The 20,350-nt window shown below is 60.1% G+C and carries 15 protein-coding genes; 1 reads left to right on the top strand and 14 read right to left on the bottom strand.

All coding sequences use genetic code 11. The annotated features are described in order from the left end of the window. Nucleotides 1-198 precede the first annotated feature (198 nt). Nucleotides 199-552, top strand: coding sequence for a BON domain-containing protein (locus V6F91_RS22160; RefSeq protein ID WP_090286366.1), 354 nt, complete (start codon nucleotides 199-201; stop codon nucleotides 550-552). Between the two features lie 269 nt (nucleotides 553-821). Here V6F91_RS22160 and V6F91_RS22155 read toward each other — a convergent pair whose 3' ends face one another. The 14 genes from V6F91_RS22155 to gluQRS all read right to left on the bottom strand — a co-directional run bounded on the left by V6F91_RS22155 (nucleotide 822) and on the right by gluQRS (nucleotide 20,186). Further along, a complete protein-coding gene (locus tag V6F91_RS22155) occupies nucleotides 822-1,118 on the bottom strand; it encodes a DUF2845 domain-containing protein (RefSeq protein WP_332768190.1) in 297 nt (98 codons plus the stop codon). Next, complete coding sequence (locus tag V6F91_RS22150) at nucleotides 1,118-4,069, bottom strand: DUF748 domain-containing protein (protein WP_332768188.1); 2,952 nt, start codon at nucleotides 4,067-4,069, stop codon at nucleotides 1,118-1,120. Before V6F91_RS22150 ends, V6F91_RS22155 begins: the two co-directional genes overlap by 1 nt. A gap of 135 nt (nucleotides 4,070-4,204) precedes the next feature. After that, nucleotides 4,205-5,221 carry a class I SAM-dependent rRNA methyltransferase gene (locus V6F91_RS22145; protein WP_332768186.1) on the bottom strand — a complete coding sequence of 339 codons (1,017 nt, stop codon included), beginning with the start codon at nucleotides 5,219-5,221 and terminating at the stop codon, nucleotides 4,205-4,207. A 121-nt stretch (nucleotides 5,222-5,342) separates the two neighbouring features. Then, a complete protein-coding gene (acs, locus tag V6F91_RS22140) occupies nucleotides 5,343-7,280 on the bottom strand; it encodes an acetate--CoA ligase (RefSeq protein ID WP_332768184.1) in 1,938 nt (645 codons plus the stop codon). A gap of 197 nt (nucleotides 7,281-7,477) precedes the next feature. Beyond that, the gene (gene pgi, locus V6F91_RS22135; protein ID WP_332768182.1) at nucleotides 7,478-9,142 is read right to left on the bottom strand and encodes a glucose-6-phosphate isomerase; all 1,665 of its coding nucleotides are present in this window, start codon (nucleotides 9,140-9,142) and stop codon (nucleotides 7,478-7,480) included. Between the two features lie 232 nt (nucleotides 9,143-9,374). Then, a complete protein-coding gene (panD, locus tag V6F91_RS22130) occupies nucleotides 9,375-9,755 on the bottom strand; it encodes an aspartate 1-decarboxylase (protein ID WP_093098254.1) in 381 nt (126 codons plus the stop codon). A 204-nt stretch (nucleotides 9,756-9,959) separates the two neighbouring features. Next, nucleotides 9,960-10,820 carry a pantoate--beta-alanine ligase gene (gene panC, locus V6F91_RS22125; protein WP_332768179.1) on the bottom strand — a complete coding sequence of 287 codons (861 nt, stop codon included), beginning with the start codon at nucleotides 10,818-10,820 and terminating at the stop codon, nucleotides 9,960-9,962. Continuing rightward, nucleotides 10,817-11,617, bottom strand: coding sequence for a 3-methyl-2-oxobutanoate hydroxymethyltransferase (panB, locus tag V6F91_RS22120; RefSeq protein ID WP_332768177.1), 801 nt, complete (start codon nucleotides 11,615-11,617; stop codon nucleotides 10,817-10,819). The genes panC and panB overlap by 4 nt, the downstream gene beginning before the upstream one ends. 398 nt (nucleotides 11,618-12,015) lie before the next feature. Beyond that, nucleotides 12,016-12,501 carry a 2-amino-4-hydroxy-6-hydroxymethyldihydropteridine diphosphokinase gene (gene folK / locus V6F91_RS22115; protein ID WP_332768175.1) on the bottom strand — a complete coding sequence of 162 codons (486 nt, stop codon included), beginning with the start codon at nucleotides 12,499-12,501 and terminating at the stop codon, nucleotides 12,016-12,018. Nucleotides 12,502-12,505: 4 nt separating this feature from the next. Further along, complete coding sequence (locus tag V6F91_RS22110; RefSeq protein ID WP_332768173.1) at nucleotides 12,506-13,906, bottom strand: polynucleotide adenylyltransferase PcnB; 1,401 nt, start codon at nucleotides 13,904-13,906, stop codon at nucleotides 12,506-12,508. A gap of 732 nt (nucleotides 13,907-14,638) precedes the next feature. After that, nucleotides 14,639-16,075, bottom strand: coding sequence for a sigma-54-dependent transcriptional regulator (locus tag V6F91_RS22105; RefSeq protein WP_090286344.1), 1,437 nt, complete (start codon nucleotides 16,073-16,075; stop codon nucleotides 14,639-14,641). A 22-nt stretch (nucleotides 16,076-16,097) separates the two neighbouring features. Then, complete coding sequence (locus V6F91_RS22100) at nucleotides 16,098-19,052, bottom strand: sensor histidine kinase (protein WP_332768169.1); 2,955 nt, start codon at nucleotides 19,050-19,052, stop codon at nucleotides 16,098-16,100. Continuing rightward, on the bottom strand, nucleotides 19,036-19,212 hold the full coding sequence (locus V6F91_RS22095) for a hypothetical protein (RefSeq protein ID WP_003176118.1): 177 nt from the start codon (nucleotides 19,210-19,212) through the stop codon (nucleotides 19,036-19,038). The genes V6F91_RS22100 and V6F91_RS22095 overlap by 17 nt, the downstream gene beginning before the upstream one ends. 77 nt (nucleotides 19,213-19,289) lie before the next feature. Next, nucleotides 19,290-20,186 carry a tRNA glutamyl-Q(34) synthetase GluQRS gene (gene gluQRS, locus V6F91_RS22090; protein ID WP_332768166.1) on the bottom strand — a complete coding sequence of 299 codons (897 nt, stop codon included), beginning with the start codon at nucleotides 20,184-20,186 and terminating at the stop codon, nucleotides 19,290-19,292. Between the last annotated feature and the right edge of the window lie 164 nt (nucleotides 20,187-20,350).

Here is a 20,350-nt window from a genome sequence, read left to right as displayed (position 1 = left end):
CGAAAAACCGCAACTTGCATGCGAATAAACCGCGAGTCATGCAAAATGCATGAAAACGAAAATTTCTATTTTTACTAACCTATTGTTTTTAAACGATTTTATCGAATCAAAAAAGTTGGCACAGCGTTCGCAACTACCTTGGTAACCCTGCTGAAGACATATCCCAGCAGACTTTCCAGAAAAACAGGAGTTACTCGTATGAAGAAGTTCGCTATCACTGCCGCTGCTACCGCTCTGACCCTGACCATGGCTGGTGGCGCTTTCGCCCAGACCACTCAGGCTACCCAGTCGCCAATGGTTCTGGCCGCCGGTGAAGTTACCGAGATGAAGCAGGACACTTCCGATACCTGGATCACCACCAAGGTCAAAGCTGATCTGGTTACCGAAAAAGGCATTCCAGGCACCGACATCAAAGTGGAAACCAACAAAGGCGTGGTATCCCTGTCGTCGACTACTGCAGTGACTGAATCGCAGAAAGACGTAGCCGTGGCCATCGCCAAGAAAATCAAAGGCGTTAAAGCGGTCTCCGCTGACGGCCTGAAAGCCGAGTAAGGCAAGGCTTCTCGCCTGGACCGGGAGAAGACGCGACAGACGGGCCGAGCCATACGTCTGCCGCACCTTTAGAGTTCATGCGAACGGTCACACGGAGGTGACCATTACAGGCCCCGGCACTTGTGTCGGGGCCTGTTCTATTTGGGCATCGATGAAGTACCCATGTGGGAGCGAGCCTGCTCGCGAATGCGGTCTGTCTGCAGACAAATTCGTCGACTGACATTAAGCATCCGCGAGCAGGCTCGCTCCCACATTATTTTTGTGTTGGATCAGGGGCCGCGTTTGCTGTTGATCTGCCGCAAGCGGTTGCCCTCGAAGCGCAGGTATTGATACATGCCGTTGCTCGGGCCGTAAGTCCATTCCTCGACCTGAAACTCTTCACGACGGTTGGCGCTGCGCTTGTAGCCAAGCACGTCACGGCTGACCGGCTCGCCGCACTTTTGCAGGACTTCGCTGGTGCGGTCGCCAAGGCTGATCAACTGGCTGCCGCAACGCAGCGTGTCGGACGCCGCGGCATGGCTGGCGGCAAACGCCAGCACCCCTGCGGCCAGCCATTTGGAATTCATCACTCGGCATCCAGATGCATTTGCGTCACCACCCGACCATCGCTCTCGGCCTCGCCAAGATTGGCGTCGATGAAATACACGCGATCGTCCTCAAGCTTGCCCTTGTCGACCAGATAATCCTTGATGGTGCTGGCGCGGTCCTGGCCCAGCTGGCGCAGCAACACATCGCTGCCACTCCAGAACTTGATTACGCCTTCGCGCATTTTCGCGGTGCGTTCTTCCTTGCCCAGATCCTTCCATTCGGCCGGTGGCTGGGTTTTCAGGCGGGTGCGATAGATGCCCTCCAGCAGCGGGCCTTTTTCGCCCTCGGGTACTTGCAACAGCGAAGCCTGGGCCGGGACTTTATCGCCACGGCGCTGGAGCATCTTGTAGTAGTTGTACTGATATTCACGTTCCAGACGCTGCTCGGCGAGTAGCGGACCATCGCTGCTTTTCGCCGCGGTGCCTTCGATTTCCAGACGCAGTGCCGGGCGCTCCTTGAGCGCCTGAGACAGCTTGACCAGTGCCGCTTCGGCATCTTTGTTCAGCTCGCTGGAGCCCGGTTCGAAGGACACGGTGCCGAGATCTTCGGAGCCGCCACCACTGACCAGTCCGCCGATCATCTTGAACGGCGCCGCGGCGGCTTTGACGATCAGGTTGCGCAGGGTCTGCCAGACAATCGGCATGACGCTGAACTGCGGGTTGTTCAAGTCACCGGTGACCGGCAGTTCAATGGAGATCTTGCCGTCGACGTCCTTGAGCAGGGCAATCGCCAGTTTCAGAGGCAGGCTGACCGCGTCCGGGCTGTCGACCTTTTCACCGAGCTGCAGTTGCTCGACCACCACTTTGTTCTCGGCTTTGAGCTGGCCTTTGGTGATCAGGTAATGCAGATCGAGATTGAGCCGGCCCTTGCGGATTCGATAGCCGGCGAACTTGCCGGAGTAGGGCGTCAGCGTGGTCAGCTCGACGCGCTTGAAACTGGTGGCGATGTCGAGGCTGGCCATCGGGTCGAACGGGTTAACGGCGCCTTTGATGGTGACCGGTGCGTAACGGTCGACCTTGCCTTTGATATCGACACTGGCAGGTTTCGCCTGTCGGCTGTCGATGGTACCGATCTGCCCGTTGAGTTGCTGCACGGCGGTGGCGAAGTTCGGCGTCAGGCTGAAGTCGGCGAAATTGGCAGAGCCATCGTTGATCGCGATGCCGCCGATGTGAATGCCCAAGGGTTTTTCATTGCTTGCCGGTTTCGCGCCGGTGCTTTTTGCGCCGCCGTCGGCCGGTTGCGGGATCAGCAGGTCGTCGATGTTGGTGCTGCGGTCATCGTTGATCATGAACCGCGCGTAAGGCTGGAACAGGTTGACCCTGTCGATCGACAGGCTGTCACCGTGCTGATAATTCAGGCCTTCGACCACCACTTGCTGCCACTTGAGGAAGTCGCGGGTTTTCAGGGTGTCGAGGGTGTGCAATTGATCGATCTGCGCGCGCCCGGTCACGCTGAGCGCCAGCGGTTCGGTGCTCTTGAGGTTGACCTTCAGATCGCTGCCGAGCATGCCGCTGCGCAGTTCCAGGCGAATGAACGGATTGATGTACGACTGGGCGACGCGCAGGTCGATGTCCTGGGTCTTGACGTTGAGTTGCGCGTTGACCGGGGCGAGGTTGAGCGTGCCGTCGGCGAAAATCTTGCCTTGCTTGCCGACGCCGCTGTCGAGCTTGAGCTTGAAGGGCGAGCCGTTGAGGCTGTCGAAATCCTGCAGATCGACGTTCAGCGGCGTCAGGTCCAGCGTCACCGGCGGTTGCACCGAGCGATCGGCGAGGTGCACGGTGTAGTTGCGCAACTGCACATCCTTGAGCAGCACTTGCCATGGCTTGCTTGGCGCGGCTGGTTCAGGCTTCGGTGAATCGGCCGCGGCCGGAGTGTTGGCCGGTTCTGCAGCCGCTTTCGCTGCCGGTTTCGACGGTTGGCTGGCAAACAGTTTCTGCCAGTCCAGTTGCTTGTCAGTTTCAAGTGCAGCCCAGGTTTCGAGTTTCTGGCTACGGATCTTGCCGACTACGACCTGCTGTTTGGCGAGGTCGACGCTGGTTTCGCTGACATCGAGACGTTCAAGCCTGGCCAGCGGTCGGCCGTCTGGAGCCTTGATGGCGAACGGTGCGATGCTTACCGCGACGTTGTTGAGCAGCAGTTCGGTTTGTTTCGACAGGTTGAGTTTGTAGTCGGTGCTGAGGCTGACCACGCCGTTTTCCAGAACCAGCGGCACCGCGTCGCGCACATAGGGCCAGAAAGCTTTCATCTGGCCGTCGGTGACTTTCAAGGTGCCTTCGGAAGTGAACGGGATCAGGCTGAAATTACCGCTCCAGTCGATCCGCCCGCCAGCGGGGCCGATGGCGACGAGGGTCATGTCGGCGCTGTCCTCGGGCAGGGTACTGAGGTTTTTCAGCTCGAAACTGAGGTCGTCGTAGAGAAATTCGATCGGCTCGCTCGGGCGCACATCCTGAAAGTGCACCACGCCGCTGGCCAGTTTGATGTTATCGATACGCAGCGGGAACGGCTTGGCGTCGGGGTCGGCGGGCGTCGGTTCGCTGGCCGGCACATTGAACAGGCCGAGCAGGTTAAGCTTGCCGTCCTTGGCGAAGAGGATCTCGGTCTTTGGCTTGTCCAGCTCGATGCTCGACAGATGCAGGGCTTTGCTCCACAGGCTGTCGATCTGCAGGTCGGCGTACAGACGTTCGAAGCCGACCTGCTCCTTGCCCGGCTCGCCGATGACCAGCCCCCATAGTGTGACTTCAAGGCTGAACGGGTTGAGCTCGATACGCTGGATATGCGCAGGTACGGTCGCGTAATTGGCCAGTTGCTGATTGGCTACCCGCAGCGCAATGCCCGGCAAAATCAGAAACCCCAGCAGGCTGTAAAGTGCCAGAGCAGTTAGCAAGGCGCCAATCGCGCGAATCAATCCTTTGGGCATGTGCGGCTTCATCTGTCTGAATCGGAGTGCCTTGGAGTATGGCACGCGAATCTGGTTCCGAAGCGCTTGATGTGGGGCAGGATTGTTCAGAAATTTCTGTAGGAAAGAAATCTTCCTACAGGGGAGGGGGCTTGTCTGGAAAAGGCGTCAGAGCTGCAAGATCAGCGTCTTCAACGGCGGTTGCCGATCCATCGAGGGGAAATCGGCGGCCGGGGTCATCACGCTCCACTCGCGCACCGGGCGCCCGGCCTTTTCTGCACAGCGCAAAACCTGTTCGCGCCAGTCGTCCATGCTGACCTTCGCCAGGTTGTTGCAGCAGATCAGCACGCCGTTGTCGGCGGTAGTCAGCAGGGCGGGTTTGAGCAGGCTTTGATAGTCGCGCAGCAGGTCGACAGTGCCAAACGCGCTTCTCGCCCAGGCCGGAGGGTCGAGCAGCACCAGATCGTATTGGCGTTGTTCGAGACGCTGATAGCTCGGCAGTTTTTGCCCGCGCCGCTGGCTGATCGGCAGGCCGGCGAGTTGGCGAATCGCCGGGAAATAATCGGACTGGATGAATTGCATTTCAGGCAGCTGCGGGTTGAGCAGGCCGTTTTCGCGACCGACCGCCAGATTGCCTTCAGCGAAATCCAGGTTGCACACCTCACTCGCGCCGCCAGCCGCAGCGCTCAATCCCACGCCGCAGGTATAGGCGAACAGGTTGAGCACGGATTTGCCTTGGGCGTGATCCTTGACCCAGCCGCGGGTGTTGCGCAGATCGAGAAACAGCAGCGGATCCTGCCCGGCATGGCGCCCGCGTACGCGATAGTTGAGGCCCCATTCGTGACCAACCAGATCCGCCAGCGCGGCTTCGTCGGCTTTATAGACATTGTCTTCGCGATCGATGCGCGAATTGCCTCGGGAACGGTCGTTGTAGACCAGCAGGGATTCAAAGCCCAGCGTCTGGTTGACCATGACGTGCAGTTGCAACAGGTCGTCGCGCTCCAGCGTCTGGTGGAAACTCTGCACCAGCAGTTGCAGGCCGTAGCGGTCAATGGTCAGCCCGCCGGCGCCTTCCTGGCTGCCGTGGAACAGGCGATAGCAATCGGTGCCCTGGCTGTGCAGCTCAGCGAGCAGGTCCTGGCGTTGATCGAGGGCGGCGCGCAGCGCCTGATTCAAGGAAGACATGCGGGCGCCTTGCTGAAAAAACGCGAAGTCTATCAGTTGGGAGCTTCAAGCGGCGAGCTGCAAGCTGCAAGTCAATGCGGACCGCGTGAGCTTGCAGCTTGCAGCTCGGAACTTGCAGCTTTCAGTTGTTGAGCCGTTTATCGACCAGTGTCTGCACCACACCCGGGTCAGCCAGTGTCGAGGTGTCACCCAGGCTGTCGAGCTCATTGCAGGCGATCTTGCGCAAAATCCGCCGCATGATCTTGCCCGAGCGGGTCTTCGGCAGGGCTGGCGCCCACTGGATCAGGTCCGGTTTGGCGAAGCTGCCGATTTCCTTGCTGACGTGCGCCAGCAAATCATTTTTCAGATTGTCGTTCGCTTCGGTGCCGTCCATGGGCGTGACAAAGGCATAGATGCCCTGGCCTTTGACGTCGTGCGGGTAACCAACCACCGCCGCTTCGGCGATGCTGTCGTGCAGTACCAGTGCGCTTTCGATTTCGGCGGTGCCGATGCGATGCCCGGAAACGTTGATCACGTCGTCAATGCGCCCGGTGATCCAGTAGTCGCCATCTTCATCGCGGCGCGCGCCGTCGCCGCTGAAGTAATAGCCGGGGTAGGGCTTGAAGTAGGTGTCGACCATGCGTTGCGGGTCGCCATAAACGCTGCGGATCTGCGCCGGCCAACTGGACTTGATCGCCAGCACGCCGCTGCCGGCGCCTTGGATTTCCTTGCCGTGTTCATCGAGCAACACCGGCTGCACACCGAACATCGGCTGCGTGGCGCAACCCGGTTTGATGCGCTGGGCGCTGACCAGTGGGCTGAGCATGATGCCGCCGGTTTCGGTCTGCCACCAGGTGTCGACGATCGGGCATCGCTGTTCGCCGACGACATTGAAATACCACTCCCACGCTTCCGGGTTGATCGGCTCACCGACGCTGCCGAGTAATCTGAGGCTCTGCCGCGAAGTTTCCTTCAATGGCCCGGCACCTTCGCGCATCAACGCGCGCAGTGCGGTCGGCGCGGTATAGAAAATGTTGACCTGGTGTTTATCGATGACCTGCCAGAATCGCGAACTGCTCGGGTAACTCGGCACGCCTTCGAACATCAGCGTGGTCGCGCCGTTGGCCAGCGGGCCGTAGACAATGTAACTGTGACCAGTGACCCAGCCGACGTCGGCGGTGCACCAGAACACTTCGCCGTCACGGTAGTCGAGCACGTATTTGAAGGTCATCGCCGCTTGCAGCAGATAGCCGCCGGTGGTGTGCAGCACGCCCTTGGGTTTGCCGGTGCTGCCGGAGGTGTAGAGGATGAACAGCGGGTCTTCGGCGTCCATCGGTTCCGCTGGGCAGTCGTCGCTGACCTCGCGCACGGCCTGGTGATACCAGAGGTCGCGGCCCTCGGTCCAATCGACCTCACCCTGAGTGCGCTCGACCACGACCACGGTGCTGACGTCAGGGCAACTCTGCAGGGCTTTGTCGACATTGTGTTTCAGCGGCACGAACTTGCCGCCGCGCACGCCTTCATCGGCGGTGATCACCGTGCGGCAATCAGCATCGAGAATACGGTCGCGTAAAGAGTCGGGGGAGAAACCGCCAAACACCACCGAATGGATGGCACCGATCCGTGCGCAAGCGAGCATGGCGTAGGCCGCTTCCGGAATCATCGGCATGTAGATGCACACCCGGTCGCCTTTCTTCACGCCACGGCTTTTCAGCACATTGGCCAGTCGGCAGACGTGGTGATGAAGTTTTTTATAGGTGATCAGCGCCGATTCTGCAGGGTCGTCGCCTTCCCAGAGCAGCGCGGTCTGTTCACCGCGTTGTGCGAGGTGGCGGTCGATGCAGTTGTAGCTGACATTCAGTTGGCCGCCGGCAAACCAGGCGGCTTCACCGGTTTGCAGATCGTAGTGCTGCACGGTCTGCCACGGCGTGCTCCAGTCGAGGAAGCGCGTGGCCTGTTCGGCCCAGAAAGTGTCGGGGTGTTCAATGGATTCGCGGTACAGACGCCGATAATCGTCCTGACTCAACTGAGCAGCCCGGCGCACGGCATCGGCTTTGGGGAACGTACTGATATCGAACATGACGGTTCCTTATTCTTGTGGTGCGACAAGGATAAAGATGCGCCGAGAGACCCGGAGGTTCAAGTCATCGACAAAACAACTGTGGGAGCGAGCCCGCTCGCGAAGGCGGCGTGTCAGTCAACAAAGATGTTGAATGAAAACCGCTTTCGCGAGCAGGCTCGCTCCCACAGGGAACAGCGCTTGCCTGAGGGCTTAAATCAACCGCGGTGACGACCACGGAAGTAGTTGATCAGGCCTTGAGTCGAGGCATCGTCAGCAACGGTTTCGTCGCTGCCGACCAAACGGTTGTAGACACCTTTGCCCAGTTCCTTGCCCAGTTCCACGCCCCACTGGTCGAAGGCGTTGATACCCCAGACCACGCTTTGCACGAACACCTTGTGTTCATACATCGCGACCAGCGCGCCGAGGCGGCGCGGGCTGATGCGTTCAACCACCAGCGTGTTGCTCGGACGGTTGCCCGGAATCACCTTGTGCGGTGCGAGCTTGCGCACTTCTTCTTCGCTCATACCTTTGTCGCGCAGTTCGGCTTCGGCTTCCGGCTGGGTTTTGCCGAGCATCAGCGCCTGGCTCTGCGACAAGCAGTTGGCGTACAGCCACTGGTGGTGATCGGCGACCGGGTTGAAGCTGACGATCGGCACGATGAAGTCGGCCGGGATCAACTGGGTGCCCTGGTGCAGCAACTGGTGATAGGCGTGCTGCCCGTTGCAGCCGACGCCGCCCCAGATCACCGGGCCGGTATCGGTCGATACCGAGGTGCCGTCCTGGCGCACGCTCTTGCCGTTGGATTCCATGTCCAGCTGTTGCAAGTGCTTGGTGATGTTGCGCAGGTAGTGGTCGTACGGCAGGATCGCGTGGCTTTGCGCACCCCAGAAGTTTCCGTACCACACACCAAGCAGGGCCAGCAGCACCGGCATGTTCTGTTCGAACGGGGCGGTCTGGAAATGCTGGTCCATGGTGTAGGCACCGGACAACAGTTCCTTGAAATTGGACATACCGATTGCGAGGGCGATAGGCAAACCAATCGCCGACCACAGCGAGTAACGGCCGCCGACCCAGTCCCACATCGGGAAGATGTTTTCTTCGCGGATGCCAAATGCCACCGCAGCAGCGTTGTTGCTCGAAACGGCGATGAAGTGGCGATACAGCTCGGCTTCCGAACCGCCCTGCGCCAGGTACCAGGCGCGTGCGGCCTGGGCGTTCTTGAGGGTTTCGAGAGTATTGAAGGATTTCGACGACACGATGAACAGCGTGGTCTCGGCGCGCAGCTTTTGCGTCAGCTCGTGGAACTCACTGCCGTCGATGTTCGCCAGATAGTGGCAGCGCACGCCTTTCTGCGCATACGACAGCAGCGCTTCGGAGACCAGCTCCGGGCCGAGGAATGAACCGCCGATGCCGATGTTGACCACGTCGGTGATCGGCTTCTCGGTGTAACCGCGCCAAAGACCGTCATGGATGCGGCCGACCAGATCGGTGATCTGGTTGAGCACTTTGTGGACGTCCGGCATCACGTTGACGCCATTGACCGAGAGCTTGTCGCCAACCGGACGACGCAAGGCGGTATGCAGCGCTGGGCGGCCTTCGGAAGCGTTGACGATTTCGCCGTCGAACAGCGCTTTGATCGCGCCCTTGAGGTCGACCTCATTGGCCAGACCCACCAGCAGATTGCGGGTCTCGGCGTTGATCAAATTCTTCGAATAATCGAGAAACAGCCCGCAGCTGCTGAGAGTGAACTGATTGAAGCGCTGCGGATCGGCGTTGAAGGCTTCGCGCATGCTGAAATCCTGCATGGCTTGGCGGTGGTCTTTCAACGCTTGCCAGGCAGGCAGAGCGGTAACGTCATGAGGAGTGCGGTAGTACGCCATCGCTGCGGTTTTCCTTTTTACTTGAACGGCCTTTTGAACACTGAACAGACCCGGCACGCCGCTGGTGAGGCGCGGGATCGACTGCATCGACACGGTTTGCGGACACAGGGCGAATACAGTAAACCTCGCGCTGCGATCTGTCTTGACTTTGTCTGACCAGATCCCTGTACTTTTTTAACATCCGAACAAGGATTTGGCCGACAAACGGAGGGGGAGCTGGCGTTGCGACGGTTCAGGCGAGCTGAACGGGGATGGCGTTGCTGGTGTGGCTCAGCTCGTTGCCCGGCGCCATATAGAGCATGCGTGGCTTGAAGTTGACCAGCTCTGCTTCGCTGTAATGGGCGTAAGCGCAGATGATTACGCGATGACCGACGCTGGCCTTGTGCGCCGCAGCGCCGTTGACCGAGATCATCCGCGAGCCTTCTTCGCCACGAATTGCGTAAGTGGTGAAACGCTCGCCGTTGTCGACGTTGTAAATCTGGATCTGCTCGTATTCACGAATGCCGGACAGGTCCAGCCATTCACCATCGATGGCGCACGAACCTTCGTAATCGAGCACCGCATGGGTGACCTCGGCGCGGTGCAGTTTGGCCTTGAGCATGATCGCGTGCATTGGGATTTCCCGGGTTGGAATCGAACGGCGGGCAGTGTGCCCGAAGGCTTTTAAGGCGGCAATACAGCTGGAATGCATTCGTTGAAGACACAAAAAACCTGTGGGAGCGAGCTTGCTCGCGAAGGCGTCATGTCAGTCGATATTTACGTCAGCTGACAGATTGCATTCGTGAGCAAGCTCACTCCCACAGGTTATCGGTGAGGCTTAAGCGGGGGTGTCGAGACTCAAATGCAGGTTATCGATCAACCGCGTGGTGCCGAGAAATGCCGCCACCAGAATCACCAGGTCACGATCCTCAGCCGTCGCCGGGCGCAGCGTCAGACCGTGGCGGATCTCCAGATAATCCGGGCGCAGGCCGGCCGCTTCAAGTGCTTGCAACTGCGCGCTGATCAGCGCCGGGAAATCCCGTTGACCTTGCTTGATCGATTCGGCAATGCTGCTCAGCGAGCGATACACGGCCGGAGCCACCGCACGTTGCTCGTCAGTCAAAAAGCCGTTGCGCGAGGACAGTGCCAGGCCATCGGCGGCACGTACGGTCGGCTCGCCGATAATCTGGATCGGCATGTTCAGGTCATGCACCAGTGCGCGGATCACCGCCAATTGCTGGTAATCCTTTTGGCCGAAAATCGCCAAGTCCGGCTGGACCATGTTGAACAGTTTGCTGACCACGGTCGCAACGCCCTCGAAGTGCCCGGGACGGCTGGCACCACACAGGCCTTCGGACAATTGCGGGACGCTGACGCGGGTCTGCCCGGCCATGCCGTCGGGGTACATTTCCTCGACGGTCGGGGCGAACAGCAGCGAACATCCAGCCTCGAGCAGTTTTTCCTGATCGGCCGCCAGCGTGCGCGGGTATTTGTCGAGGTCTTCGCCGGCGCCGAACTGCAGCGGGTTGACGAAAATGCTCGCGACGACAAAATCCACCCGTTGCGTGGCTTTGGTCACCAGCGCGACGTGGCCGCTGTGCAGGTTGCCCATGGTCGGCACGAAGCCGATGCGCTTGCCTTCGCTGCGCGCGCGGGCGACGGCAGCGCGCAGTTCGCGTACGGTTTTGACGGTGTTCATGCGGAGAATCCGTGTTCGATGCCTGGGAACGTGCTGGCTTTGACTTCGTTGACGTAAGCCTTCAGCGCGGACTGGATGCTGTCCTGGCCGTGCATAAAGTTCTTGACGAATTTCGGCACGCGACCGGTGATCGACAGGCCGAGCATGTCGTGCAGCACCAGGACCTGACCATCAGTGGCGTTACCGGCACCGATACCAATGACCGGGATCTTCACCGCCTGGCTGATCTCCGCGGCCAGTTCGCTGGGCACGCATTCGAGCAGCAGCATCGCTGCACCGGCCTGTTCCAGCGAGATCGCATCGGCGCGCATCTGCCGCGCCTGGTTCTCGTTGCGGCCCTGCACTTTATAGCCACCGAGAATGTTGACGGCTTGCGGGGTCAGCCCCATGTGCGCACAGACCGGCACACCGCGTTCGGCGAGCAGGCGAATCGACTCGGCCAGCCACAACGCGCCTTCGACCTTGACCATGTGCGCACCGGCCTGCATCAGCATGGCGCTGTTGCTCAGGGTCTGTTCGAGGGTGGCATTGGCCATGAACGGCAGGTCGGCCAGAATCAGCGCGTCGCCGTTGCCGCGTTTGACGCAGGCGGTGTGATAGGCCATTTCTGCGGTGGTCACCGGCAAAGTACTGTCGTGACCTTGCAGGACCATGCCGAGGGAGTCGCCCACCAGCAGCACTTCGACACCGGCCTGGTTGCAGGCGTGGGCGAAGGTCGCGTCATAGCAGGTCAGCATGGTGATCTTTTCACCTTTCTGCTTGAGGCTCTGGAGCGTGGTCAGGGTAATGGCTGGCATGTAAAAAATCCTCGTTCAGGCGCTCTGGAAACTACTGCGAGTAACGCGCGTGATTCGTCATCTACTCAGGCGCACGCTCTTTTTGTCGTGCTTATAAGGCCTGGATTGCGCCCGTATGTGCCGGGTTGGCGGCAGCGGGACGCCTATAGTCGTGAGGAGCCAAGCGGAAGTCAATTGCGTGTGTTACCGCATTGTTACGCACGCGGTGTTACCGGCGTTACTGATGCGATTCAGCGGCGCGGCGGGGCTGATTCGCGAGTTTTTTGTCCGACAAAATCCTGGATGTTGAATAAAACAATGTGGGAGCGAGCCTGCTCGCGAAGGCGGCGGATCAGTCAACATAGTGTTGAATGACACACCGCTTTCGCGAGCAGGCTCGCTCCCACAGGGGATTGCAATCAATTTGTCGGGAGACGTTCCAGACCGACGAACGGGCAGGCCGCCAGCAGGTCTGTCAGCGTGCGGCCATCGGCCAAGCCCAGATCCTGCGGTGCCAGTTCAGCCAGCGGATACAGCACGAACGCACGTTCCTGTATCTGATAATGCGGGACCTTCAATCGTGTCTCGTCGATCAGGCGATCGCCAAACAACAGGATATCCAGATCCAGCGTTCGCGGGCCCCAGCGTTCCTGGCGTTCGCGGCCCTGATCGTTCTCGATTGCCTGCAAGGCATCAAGGAGCGTCAGCGGCGCGAGATCGGTGTCGAGCGCGGCGACCGCGTTGGTGTAACGCGGTTGGCCCGGCAGCAGCGAGTCGCTTTGATAGAAGGCAGAAACGCCGACCAGACGAGTGTGCGGCAATTGCCCCAGCGCCGCGATGGCGTTGCGCAACTGTTCGGCCGGGTCAGCCAGATTGCTGCCCATGCCGATGTAAATGCGTTCCATGCCTTTACTCGCCTGTAGCGCTCGGTGCACCGGCGCGTTTGCGTTTGGCGCCGCTGCTGCGGCGACGCTTGCGTGGTGCGCCACTGGCGTCGTCACCCTTGCCGCCGAGGTCACGGATCATGTCGCGACGTTCGCTGTCGTTGGCGTCCTGATAGTCGGTCCACCATTCGCCGAGGCCGTCGGTTTCCTCGCCAGCGCTTTCACGCAGCAGCAGGAAGTCGTAACCGGCACGGAAACGCGGGTTGTCCAGCAGCAGGTCGGCGCGTTTGCCGCTGCGCCGTGGCAGGCGTTCCTGCATGTCCCAGATTTCGCGGATCGGCATGGTGAAGCGTTTCGGAATCGCGATGCGCTGGCACTGCTCGGCGATCAGCTCGTGGGCGGCTTCCTGCATCGCCGGGATCGGCGGCATGCCGCGTTCCTGCAAGCGCAACACGCGCGCCGGCAGCGCCGGCCAGAGCAGGGCGGCAAACAGGAACGCCGGGGTTACCGGTTTGTTCTGCTTGATGCGCAGGTCGGTGTTGGTCAGGGCTTCGCTGATCAGCGTGTGGGTGTATTCCGGGTTGTATTCCAGCGCGTCGGCACTGGCCGGGAACAGCGGGGCGAACAGTTGCAGATCGACGAGCATTTCGAAGGTGATGGCGCCGTGGCCCGACAGGAACAACTTGAGCACTTCTTCGAACAGCCGCGCCGAGGGAATCTCGCGCAGCATCGGCGCCAGCTCGCGGATCGGCTGCACGGTGTGCTTTTCGATGCCGAAGTTGAGCTTGGCGGCAAAGCGCACCGCCCGCAGCATGCGCACCGGGTCTTCCTGGTAACGCTGCTTCGGGTCACCGATCAGACGGATCAGGTGATTACGGATGTCGTGTACGCCGTTGGCGTAGTCGAGGATGCGTTCGCTGACCGGATCGTAATACAGGGCATTGATAGTAAAGTCGCGGCGCTGCGCGTCTTCTTCCAGGGTGCCGTAAACGTTGTCACGCAGAATCCGCCCGCTCTCGTTGCGCGAAGACTGGTTGCTGTCTTCGTCGTCTTCGTTGACCGGGTGATTGGCGCGGAAGGTCGCGACTTCAATGATTTCGCGACCGAAATGGATGTGTACCAGCTTGAAACGCCGGCCGATGATTCGCGCATTGCGGAATTCGGCACGCACTTGCTCGGGCGTGGCGCTGGTGGCGACGTCGAAATCCTTGGGCGTGATGCCCAGCAGCATGTCGCGCACGCAACCGCCGACCAGATAAGCCTGGTAACCGGCACCTTGCAGGCGTTCGACGATATTCACCGCATAGCGGCTGAATTGCGTTTTCTGCAGCGAGTGTTGACCGCTGTAGAGCACTTCAGGGGTGCTGCGGATGTGTTGCGTACGACGCACGGGAGTTCGGAATGACTGGAACAGCTTCTTCAGCATGGGATGCACTGTTTGAAGGAATGTTCGGCCATACCAAAGAATGACCGCATGATGGGCGCAGATTCTAGCATTTAGTCGAGGGATGGTGTAGGACACCGCAGATATGAGCTGTAAGCCGCAAGCTGCAAGGGTCGGGCGAGGGAAAGCAGGGGGATTTCAGCGGGGGAGAAACTACAAGGGGAGCCGAAGCTCCCCAAGAAGTAGTTGCGTGCTCTTTTTATTATTGATTCGGGCTTCTTGTTTTTGTTGAGTGCCCTCGCCACGAAGTGTTTCCTTCGTGACCCTCCCAATCGGGAGCCAAGAGCAAACGGATTGCTTTGGTCGCTGAATTGCAGTGATCTGTCGATCCAACCAGTACAGGCTCTGTCTTAGGACAGTTTTTGTTGTTCTCGGCCTGGTCGTGGGGCAAGCCCCAAATACAACGCCTCTCCAAAAGAATCAGTTAGCTGCGCCTCTCGCCGTCTTGTTTTTATTGTGCGTGAGTCGATTCGTCTTATTTTTATTGTCTTGTACATTGCTTGTTATTGTTCTTGTACCAAACATATAGCAGGGTGCGTGCCAACTTTTGCGAAACCCAGTAAAACAAGGGGTTAGCTCGATATGGCCGTTTTGCAGGGGCGAAAAAAAGCCGGGGTTTCGTTACCGATAACCCCGGCTTCTGTTACGTGATTCGACTGCGGTAACAGTTTTTTCACAATGTCATGCGTTACCCGCGCGCGCGACAGGTAACGTTCAGCTTTCGCTCGCCACCCCGGTTTTGCGCCGTGGAATGCCCAGTCGCTGACGGCGTTCCCACAAGCACTTGCGACTCACGCCCAGTTTGCGCGCCAGTTCGGTCTCGGTCATGTGGTCCTGATGCTCGAGGACGAAGTGCTGGAAGTAGTCTTCCAGTGACAGATCCTCGGTCGGCTCATGGCTGCTGTTGCTGGCGCTACCGCCGGTTTGCGGCGGCAGGCCGATGAACTCGTCGTCTTCCAGATCGCTCAGCTCGATATCGATGCCCAGCAGGTCGGCCGAGATCTCCGGGCTTTCACTGAGAATCACCGCGCGCTCGACGGCGTTCTCCAGCTCGCGCACGTTACCCGGCCAGGAATAATGCCGGATGGCCTGTTCGGCATCGGCGGCAAACTTCAGGTCGGTACGGTTGATGCGCGCGCTCTGGCGGGCGAGGAAGGCATTGGCGATTTCGTTGACGTCGGCGCCACGCTCACGCAGGGCCGGCAGTTTCAGGGCAATCACGTGCAGACGGTAATAAAGGTCTTCGCGGAACTGGCCGATTTTCGCCAGACTCTTGAGATCGCGGTGGGTCGCGGCGATCAGACGCACATCGACTTTCTGCGACTGCACCGAACCGACCCGGCGAATTTCGCCTTCCTGCAATACACGCAGCAGGCGCGCCTGGGCTTCCAGCGGCAGTTCGCCGATCTCGTCGAGGAACAGCGTGCCGCCGTCCGCCGCTTCGACCAGGCCGGCACGCCCGGCGCTGGCGCCGGTGAACGCGCCTTTCTCGTGGCCGAACAGTTCGGACTCGATCAGGCTTTCCGGAATGGCCGCGCAGTTCACCGAGATCATCGGCGCCTTGGCGCGCTTCGACAGGTTGTGCAGGGCGCGGGCGACCAATTCCTTGCCGGTACCGGACTCGCCCTGGATCAGCACATTGGAGTCGGTCGGCGCGACTTTGCGGATCTTGCTGTACAGATCCTGCATCGGCGGGCACGAGCCGATAATGCCGATTTCACCGTTGCTGTTATCCACAGAGGCTTTGCCGTTGCCAGTGGCAGGCTTGCTCGAGGCAGTTTCAGCAGCAGCCGGTGCCGACTGACGATCGCGCAGGATGCGCGCCACGGCCTGGAGCATTTCATCGTGGTCAAAAGGCTTGGCGATGTAATCGACCGCGCCCATTTTCATCGAGTCGACCGCCGAGCGCAGGCTGGCGTAGCTGGTCATGATCAGCACCGGCGTGCCCTGGCCGAGCTTGATCAGCTCGGTACCCGGCGCACCGGGCAGGCGCAGATCGCTGACGATCAGATCGAACGTAGGAATGGTGAAGCGTTCTTGTGCTTCCTGCACTGAACCGGCTTCGCTGACCTGATACTGGTTGCGTTCCAGCAGGCGGCGCAAGGCGGAGCGGATAATTGTTTCGTCTTCGACGATCAAAATGTGCGGCATTGATTCGATACTCTCGACGGTCTCAGTTCACAGCGGACGTCGCTTCGACATGACGCGGCAATGTCACCCGGATACGGGTGCCGCGCTGGCTGGTGACATCAGCCGGGCTGTCGATGGTGATTTGTCCATAATGCTCTTCAACGATGGAATAGACCAGTGCAAGGCCCAGACCGGTGCCTTCGCCAGGATCCTTGGTGGTGAAAAAAGGTTCGAACAATCGGTCCATGATGTTCTTCGGAATACCGCTGCCTTCGTCTTCGACGATCAGATCGACGGTGTGTTCGCCGGCTTCGCTCTTGACCCGTACCGCACTGTGCGGCGGCGAGGCGTCGCGGGCGTTGGAGAGCAGGTTGATCAAGACCTGAGCGAGTCGCTGCGGATCGCCCTCGACCCAGTGCTCGGGGTCGCACAGGTTATAGAACTGCACTTCGAAATTGCGGCGGTTCAGCGCCAGCAGACCGATCGCATCCTGCGCCACTTCGGCCAGACAAACCGGCTCGTCACTGTGCTGGTGGCTGCCGGCATGGGCGAAACTCATCAGCGACTGAACGATGCGCGAGACGCGTTTGGTCTGTTCGAGAATCTGGCCGCTGATTTCCGTCAGTTCGCCGTCGTCCTCGCGTTCTTCGCGCAGATTCTGCGCCAGACAGGCGATGCCGGTGATCGGATTGCCGATTTCGTGGGCCACGCCCGCCGCCAGCCGCCCGATGCTGGCCAGACGTTCGGAGTGCACCAGTTTGTCTTCGAGCATCTGCGTTTCGGTCAGATCCTCCACCAACAACACCAGGCCACTGTTGCCGGGCGCCAGCGGCTCATCGATCGCCGCCTTGTGCAGGTTCAGCCAGCGGGTCTGGCCATCGAGGGCCAGATGCTGTTTATGCAAATGCTCGTCGGGCAGATTGATGAAGCCCTGCAACAGATCTTTCCACGGCTCGCCAATGGTACTCAAGCGCGAGCCGACAACACGCTGCGCGGCGATCCCGGTGAGTTCTTCCATGGCCTTGTTCCACATCAGGATCTCCTGATCCTTGGCCAGCGAGCAGACGCCCATCGGCAGTTCCTGCAGGGTCTGGCGGTGGTAGCGGCGCAGCGCATCGAGTTCGGCGGCAAGCCCGGTGAGGCGCGAGTGGTAATCCTCAAGGCGACTTTCGATGAAATGAATGTCTTCGGTGACGTAGTTTTCGCCGCCGGCCTTGTACGGCAGGAAGGTTTCGACCATGTCCTGGGCGACGCTCGGGCCCATCAGCCCGGACAGGTTGGCCTCGATGCGGTCGCGCAAACGGCGCAAGGCGTAGGGGCGCCGCTCGTCGAATGGCAGATACAGGTCACGCAGCGCTTGCTCGACTTCTTTCTGCGCAGCCTTGGCACCCAGCGGTTTCGCCAGTTGCGTGGCGAATTCCTGTGGAGAGGCAGCGTGTAATTCGCGGCGTTGTGGTCGACGCACGTTATCCACTGCGCAGGCTTCAGCGGCGCTGGCTTCTTCAGGGCTGGCGTTGGTGAACAGTGAAATCAGGGTGAACATCAACACGTTGGCGGCCAGCGAGGCGATGGCTGCCATGTGCCAACTGGTGTCGTCGAGCACGTAGATCATGTTCAACAGTGGAATGTAGAAACCCTGCAGATTGCCGACCAGCGGCAACAGCATGGCCACCACCCAGACCAGTATCCCCGCCAGCAGACCGGCGATAAACCCGCGACGATTGGCGGTCGGCCAGTACAGCACCGACAGCACTCCCGGCAAAAACTGCAGGGTAGCGACAAACGCGACGATGCCGAGGTTGGCCAGATCCTGCTCGGCGCCGAGCATCAGGTAAAAGCCGAAACCGGCCATGATGATCGCGACGATCAGGGCCCGACGCGTCCACTTCAGCCAGCGATAGATATTGCCTTCGGCCGGTGGCTGATAAAGCGGCAGCACCAGATGGTTCAGTGCCATGCCCGACAGCGCCAGCGTGGTGACGATGATCAGCCCGCTGGCCGCCGACAGTCCGCCGACGTAAGCCAGCAACGCCAGCGGCTTGCTGTTGGCGGCGATGCCGATGCCAAGGGTGAAATATTCCGGGTTGGTCGTGGCGCCGAGTTTCAGTCCGGCCCAGAGAATCAGCGGCACCGCTAGGCTCATCAGCAGCAAAAACAGCGGCAAACCCCAACTGGCGCTGACCAGCGAGCGCGGGTTGAGGTTTTCGGTAAAGGTCATGTGGTACATGTGCGGCATCACAATCGCCGAAGCGAAGAACACCAGCAGCAGCGTGCGCCACGGCCCTTCCTGCAACGGCGTATGCAACGCAGCGAGGGCGGTCTGGTTTTGCAATAGCCACAGTTCAAGCTGTTGCGGGCCATCGAACACACCGTACAGCGCATACAGGCCGACGCCGCCGAGGGCGACCAGTTTGATCACCGACTCAAAGGCAATCGCAAACACCAGCCCTTCGTGTTTTTCGCGAGTAGCGATGTGGCGCGAGCCGAAGAAAATCGTGAACAGAATGATCAGCGCGCAAAATGCCAGGGCGACGCGGCTCTGGATCGGCTCACCGGTGAGGATGCCGATCGAATCGGCCACGGCCTGAATCTGCAAGGCCAGCAGCGGCAGTACGCCGATCAGCATGAAAATCGTGGTCAGCGCGCCGGCCCAGGTGCTGCGAAAACGAAACGCGAACAGGTCCGCCAGCGACGACAGTTGATAGGTGCGGGTGATTTTCAGGATCGGATAAAGCAGCACCGGCGCCAGCAGGAACGCGCCGGACACGCCGAGATAACTCGAGAGAAATCCATAACCATATTGATAGGCAAGGCCGACCGTGCCGTAGAACGCCCAGGCACTGGCATAAACCCCCAGCGACAAGGTGTAGGTCAGCGGGTGCCGGATGATCGCGCGCGGGATCATGCCCCGTTCGCTGACCCAGGCAACGCCAAACAGCGCCGCCAGGTACGCGGCGCTGACCAGGATCATCTGGGTCAGGCTAAAGCTCATCGGCATCTTTTTGGCTCTGCAGGATGAAGGTCACGACAATCAGGATCAGCCAGAGCAGATAAGGGCGATACCAGGCGCCCGTCGCGTCGATCCACCAATCCATGATGGCGGGGGAAAACAGGTAGATCCCCACGACTAAAAGCAGGACCAAGCGATAGATGTACATCCCGGCCTCTCTTTTTTATGCGTGTGTCCGAAAACGTGCGGCGATGGTAACGGATGGGCGCGCGACTGCAAGGGGCGTCATTGCAGTTGCGCCTCGGGCAGGGTAAGTGTGCGCGGGATCTGCGTGGCATCCCAGTGCGCGCTGCCCCAGTCGAGCAGTTCGCGCGCCGAAGCGTGGGCGAGTTCGGCACCGGGGTTCTGCCCCAATGCCCGCAGGGCCCGGAGCAATAACGGTGTGGCCTGATCGGCCGCAAGCGGCGGCGAGCGGTAGGACTTGCCGAGTTTGTTGCCGTCCGGCTGGGTGATCAACGGCAGGTGCAGGTAGCGCGGCTGACGCAGGCCGAGCAATTCCTGCAAATACAACTGGCGCGGCGTCGAGTCGAGCAGGTCGGCGCCGCGCACGATGTCGGTGATGCCTTGCCAGGCGTCATCGAGCACCACAGCCAGTTGATAGGCGTAGAGCCCGTCGCGACGACGAATCACGAAATCGCCGACATCCCGGCCCAGGTGCTGGCGATATTCGCCCTGCACGCGGTCCATGAAGTGATATTCCAGCTCCGGCACGCGCAGGCGGATCGCCGCGTCCTGTTGATCATGACCGGCATTGCGACAAAAGCCTGGATAGATGCCGTTGTAGGGCTCGAGCTGTTTGCGCGAACACGTGCAGGCGTACGCCAGGCCATGATTGAACAGGCTGTTGAGTACTTCAGCGTAGGCGTCGTGGCGATCACTCTGGCGCACCATCTCGCCATCCCACTCGAAGCCGTAGCTTTCCAGCGCCTTCAGAATCGCGGCTTGCGCACCGGGCTCTTCGCGCGGCGGATCGAGATCTTCCATGCGCACCAGCCAGCGCCCACCGACCGCGCGCGCGTCGAGATAGGAGGCGAGGGCGGCGACCAGCGAACCGAAGTGCAAGTGGCCACTGGGGGTCGGGGCGAAGCGGCCGATGTAGGCGGGGGATGTTTTGGCAGTCATGGGGCGACAGTACTTTTTCAGAGCGTGTACACAACACCTGTGGGAGCGAGCTTGCTCGCGAAGGCGGTGTGTCTGCTACATGAATGTTGAGGCAGATGGCCCTTTCGCGAGCAAGCTCGCTCCCACCGGGGGTATAGGGCAAATGTCAGAAACAAAAACGGAGC

The organism is Pseudomonas koreensis (assembly GCF_036668835.1).
GTDB lineage: Bacteria > Pseudomonadota > Gammaproteobacteria > Pseudomonadales > Pseudomonadaceae > Aquipseudomonas > Aquipseudomonas koreensis_I.
This window is presented reverse-complemented; position numbering and strand designations above follow the sequence as displayed.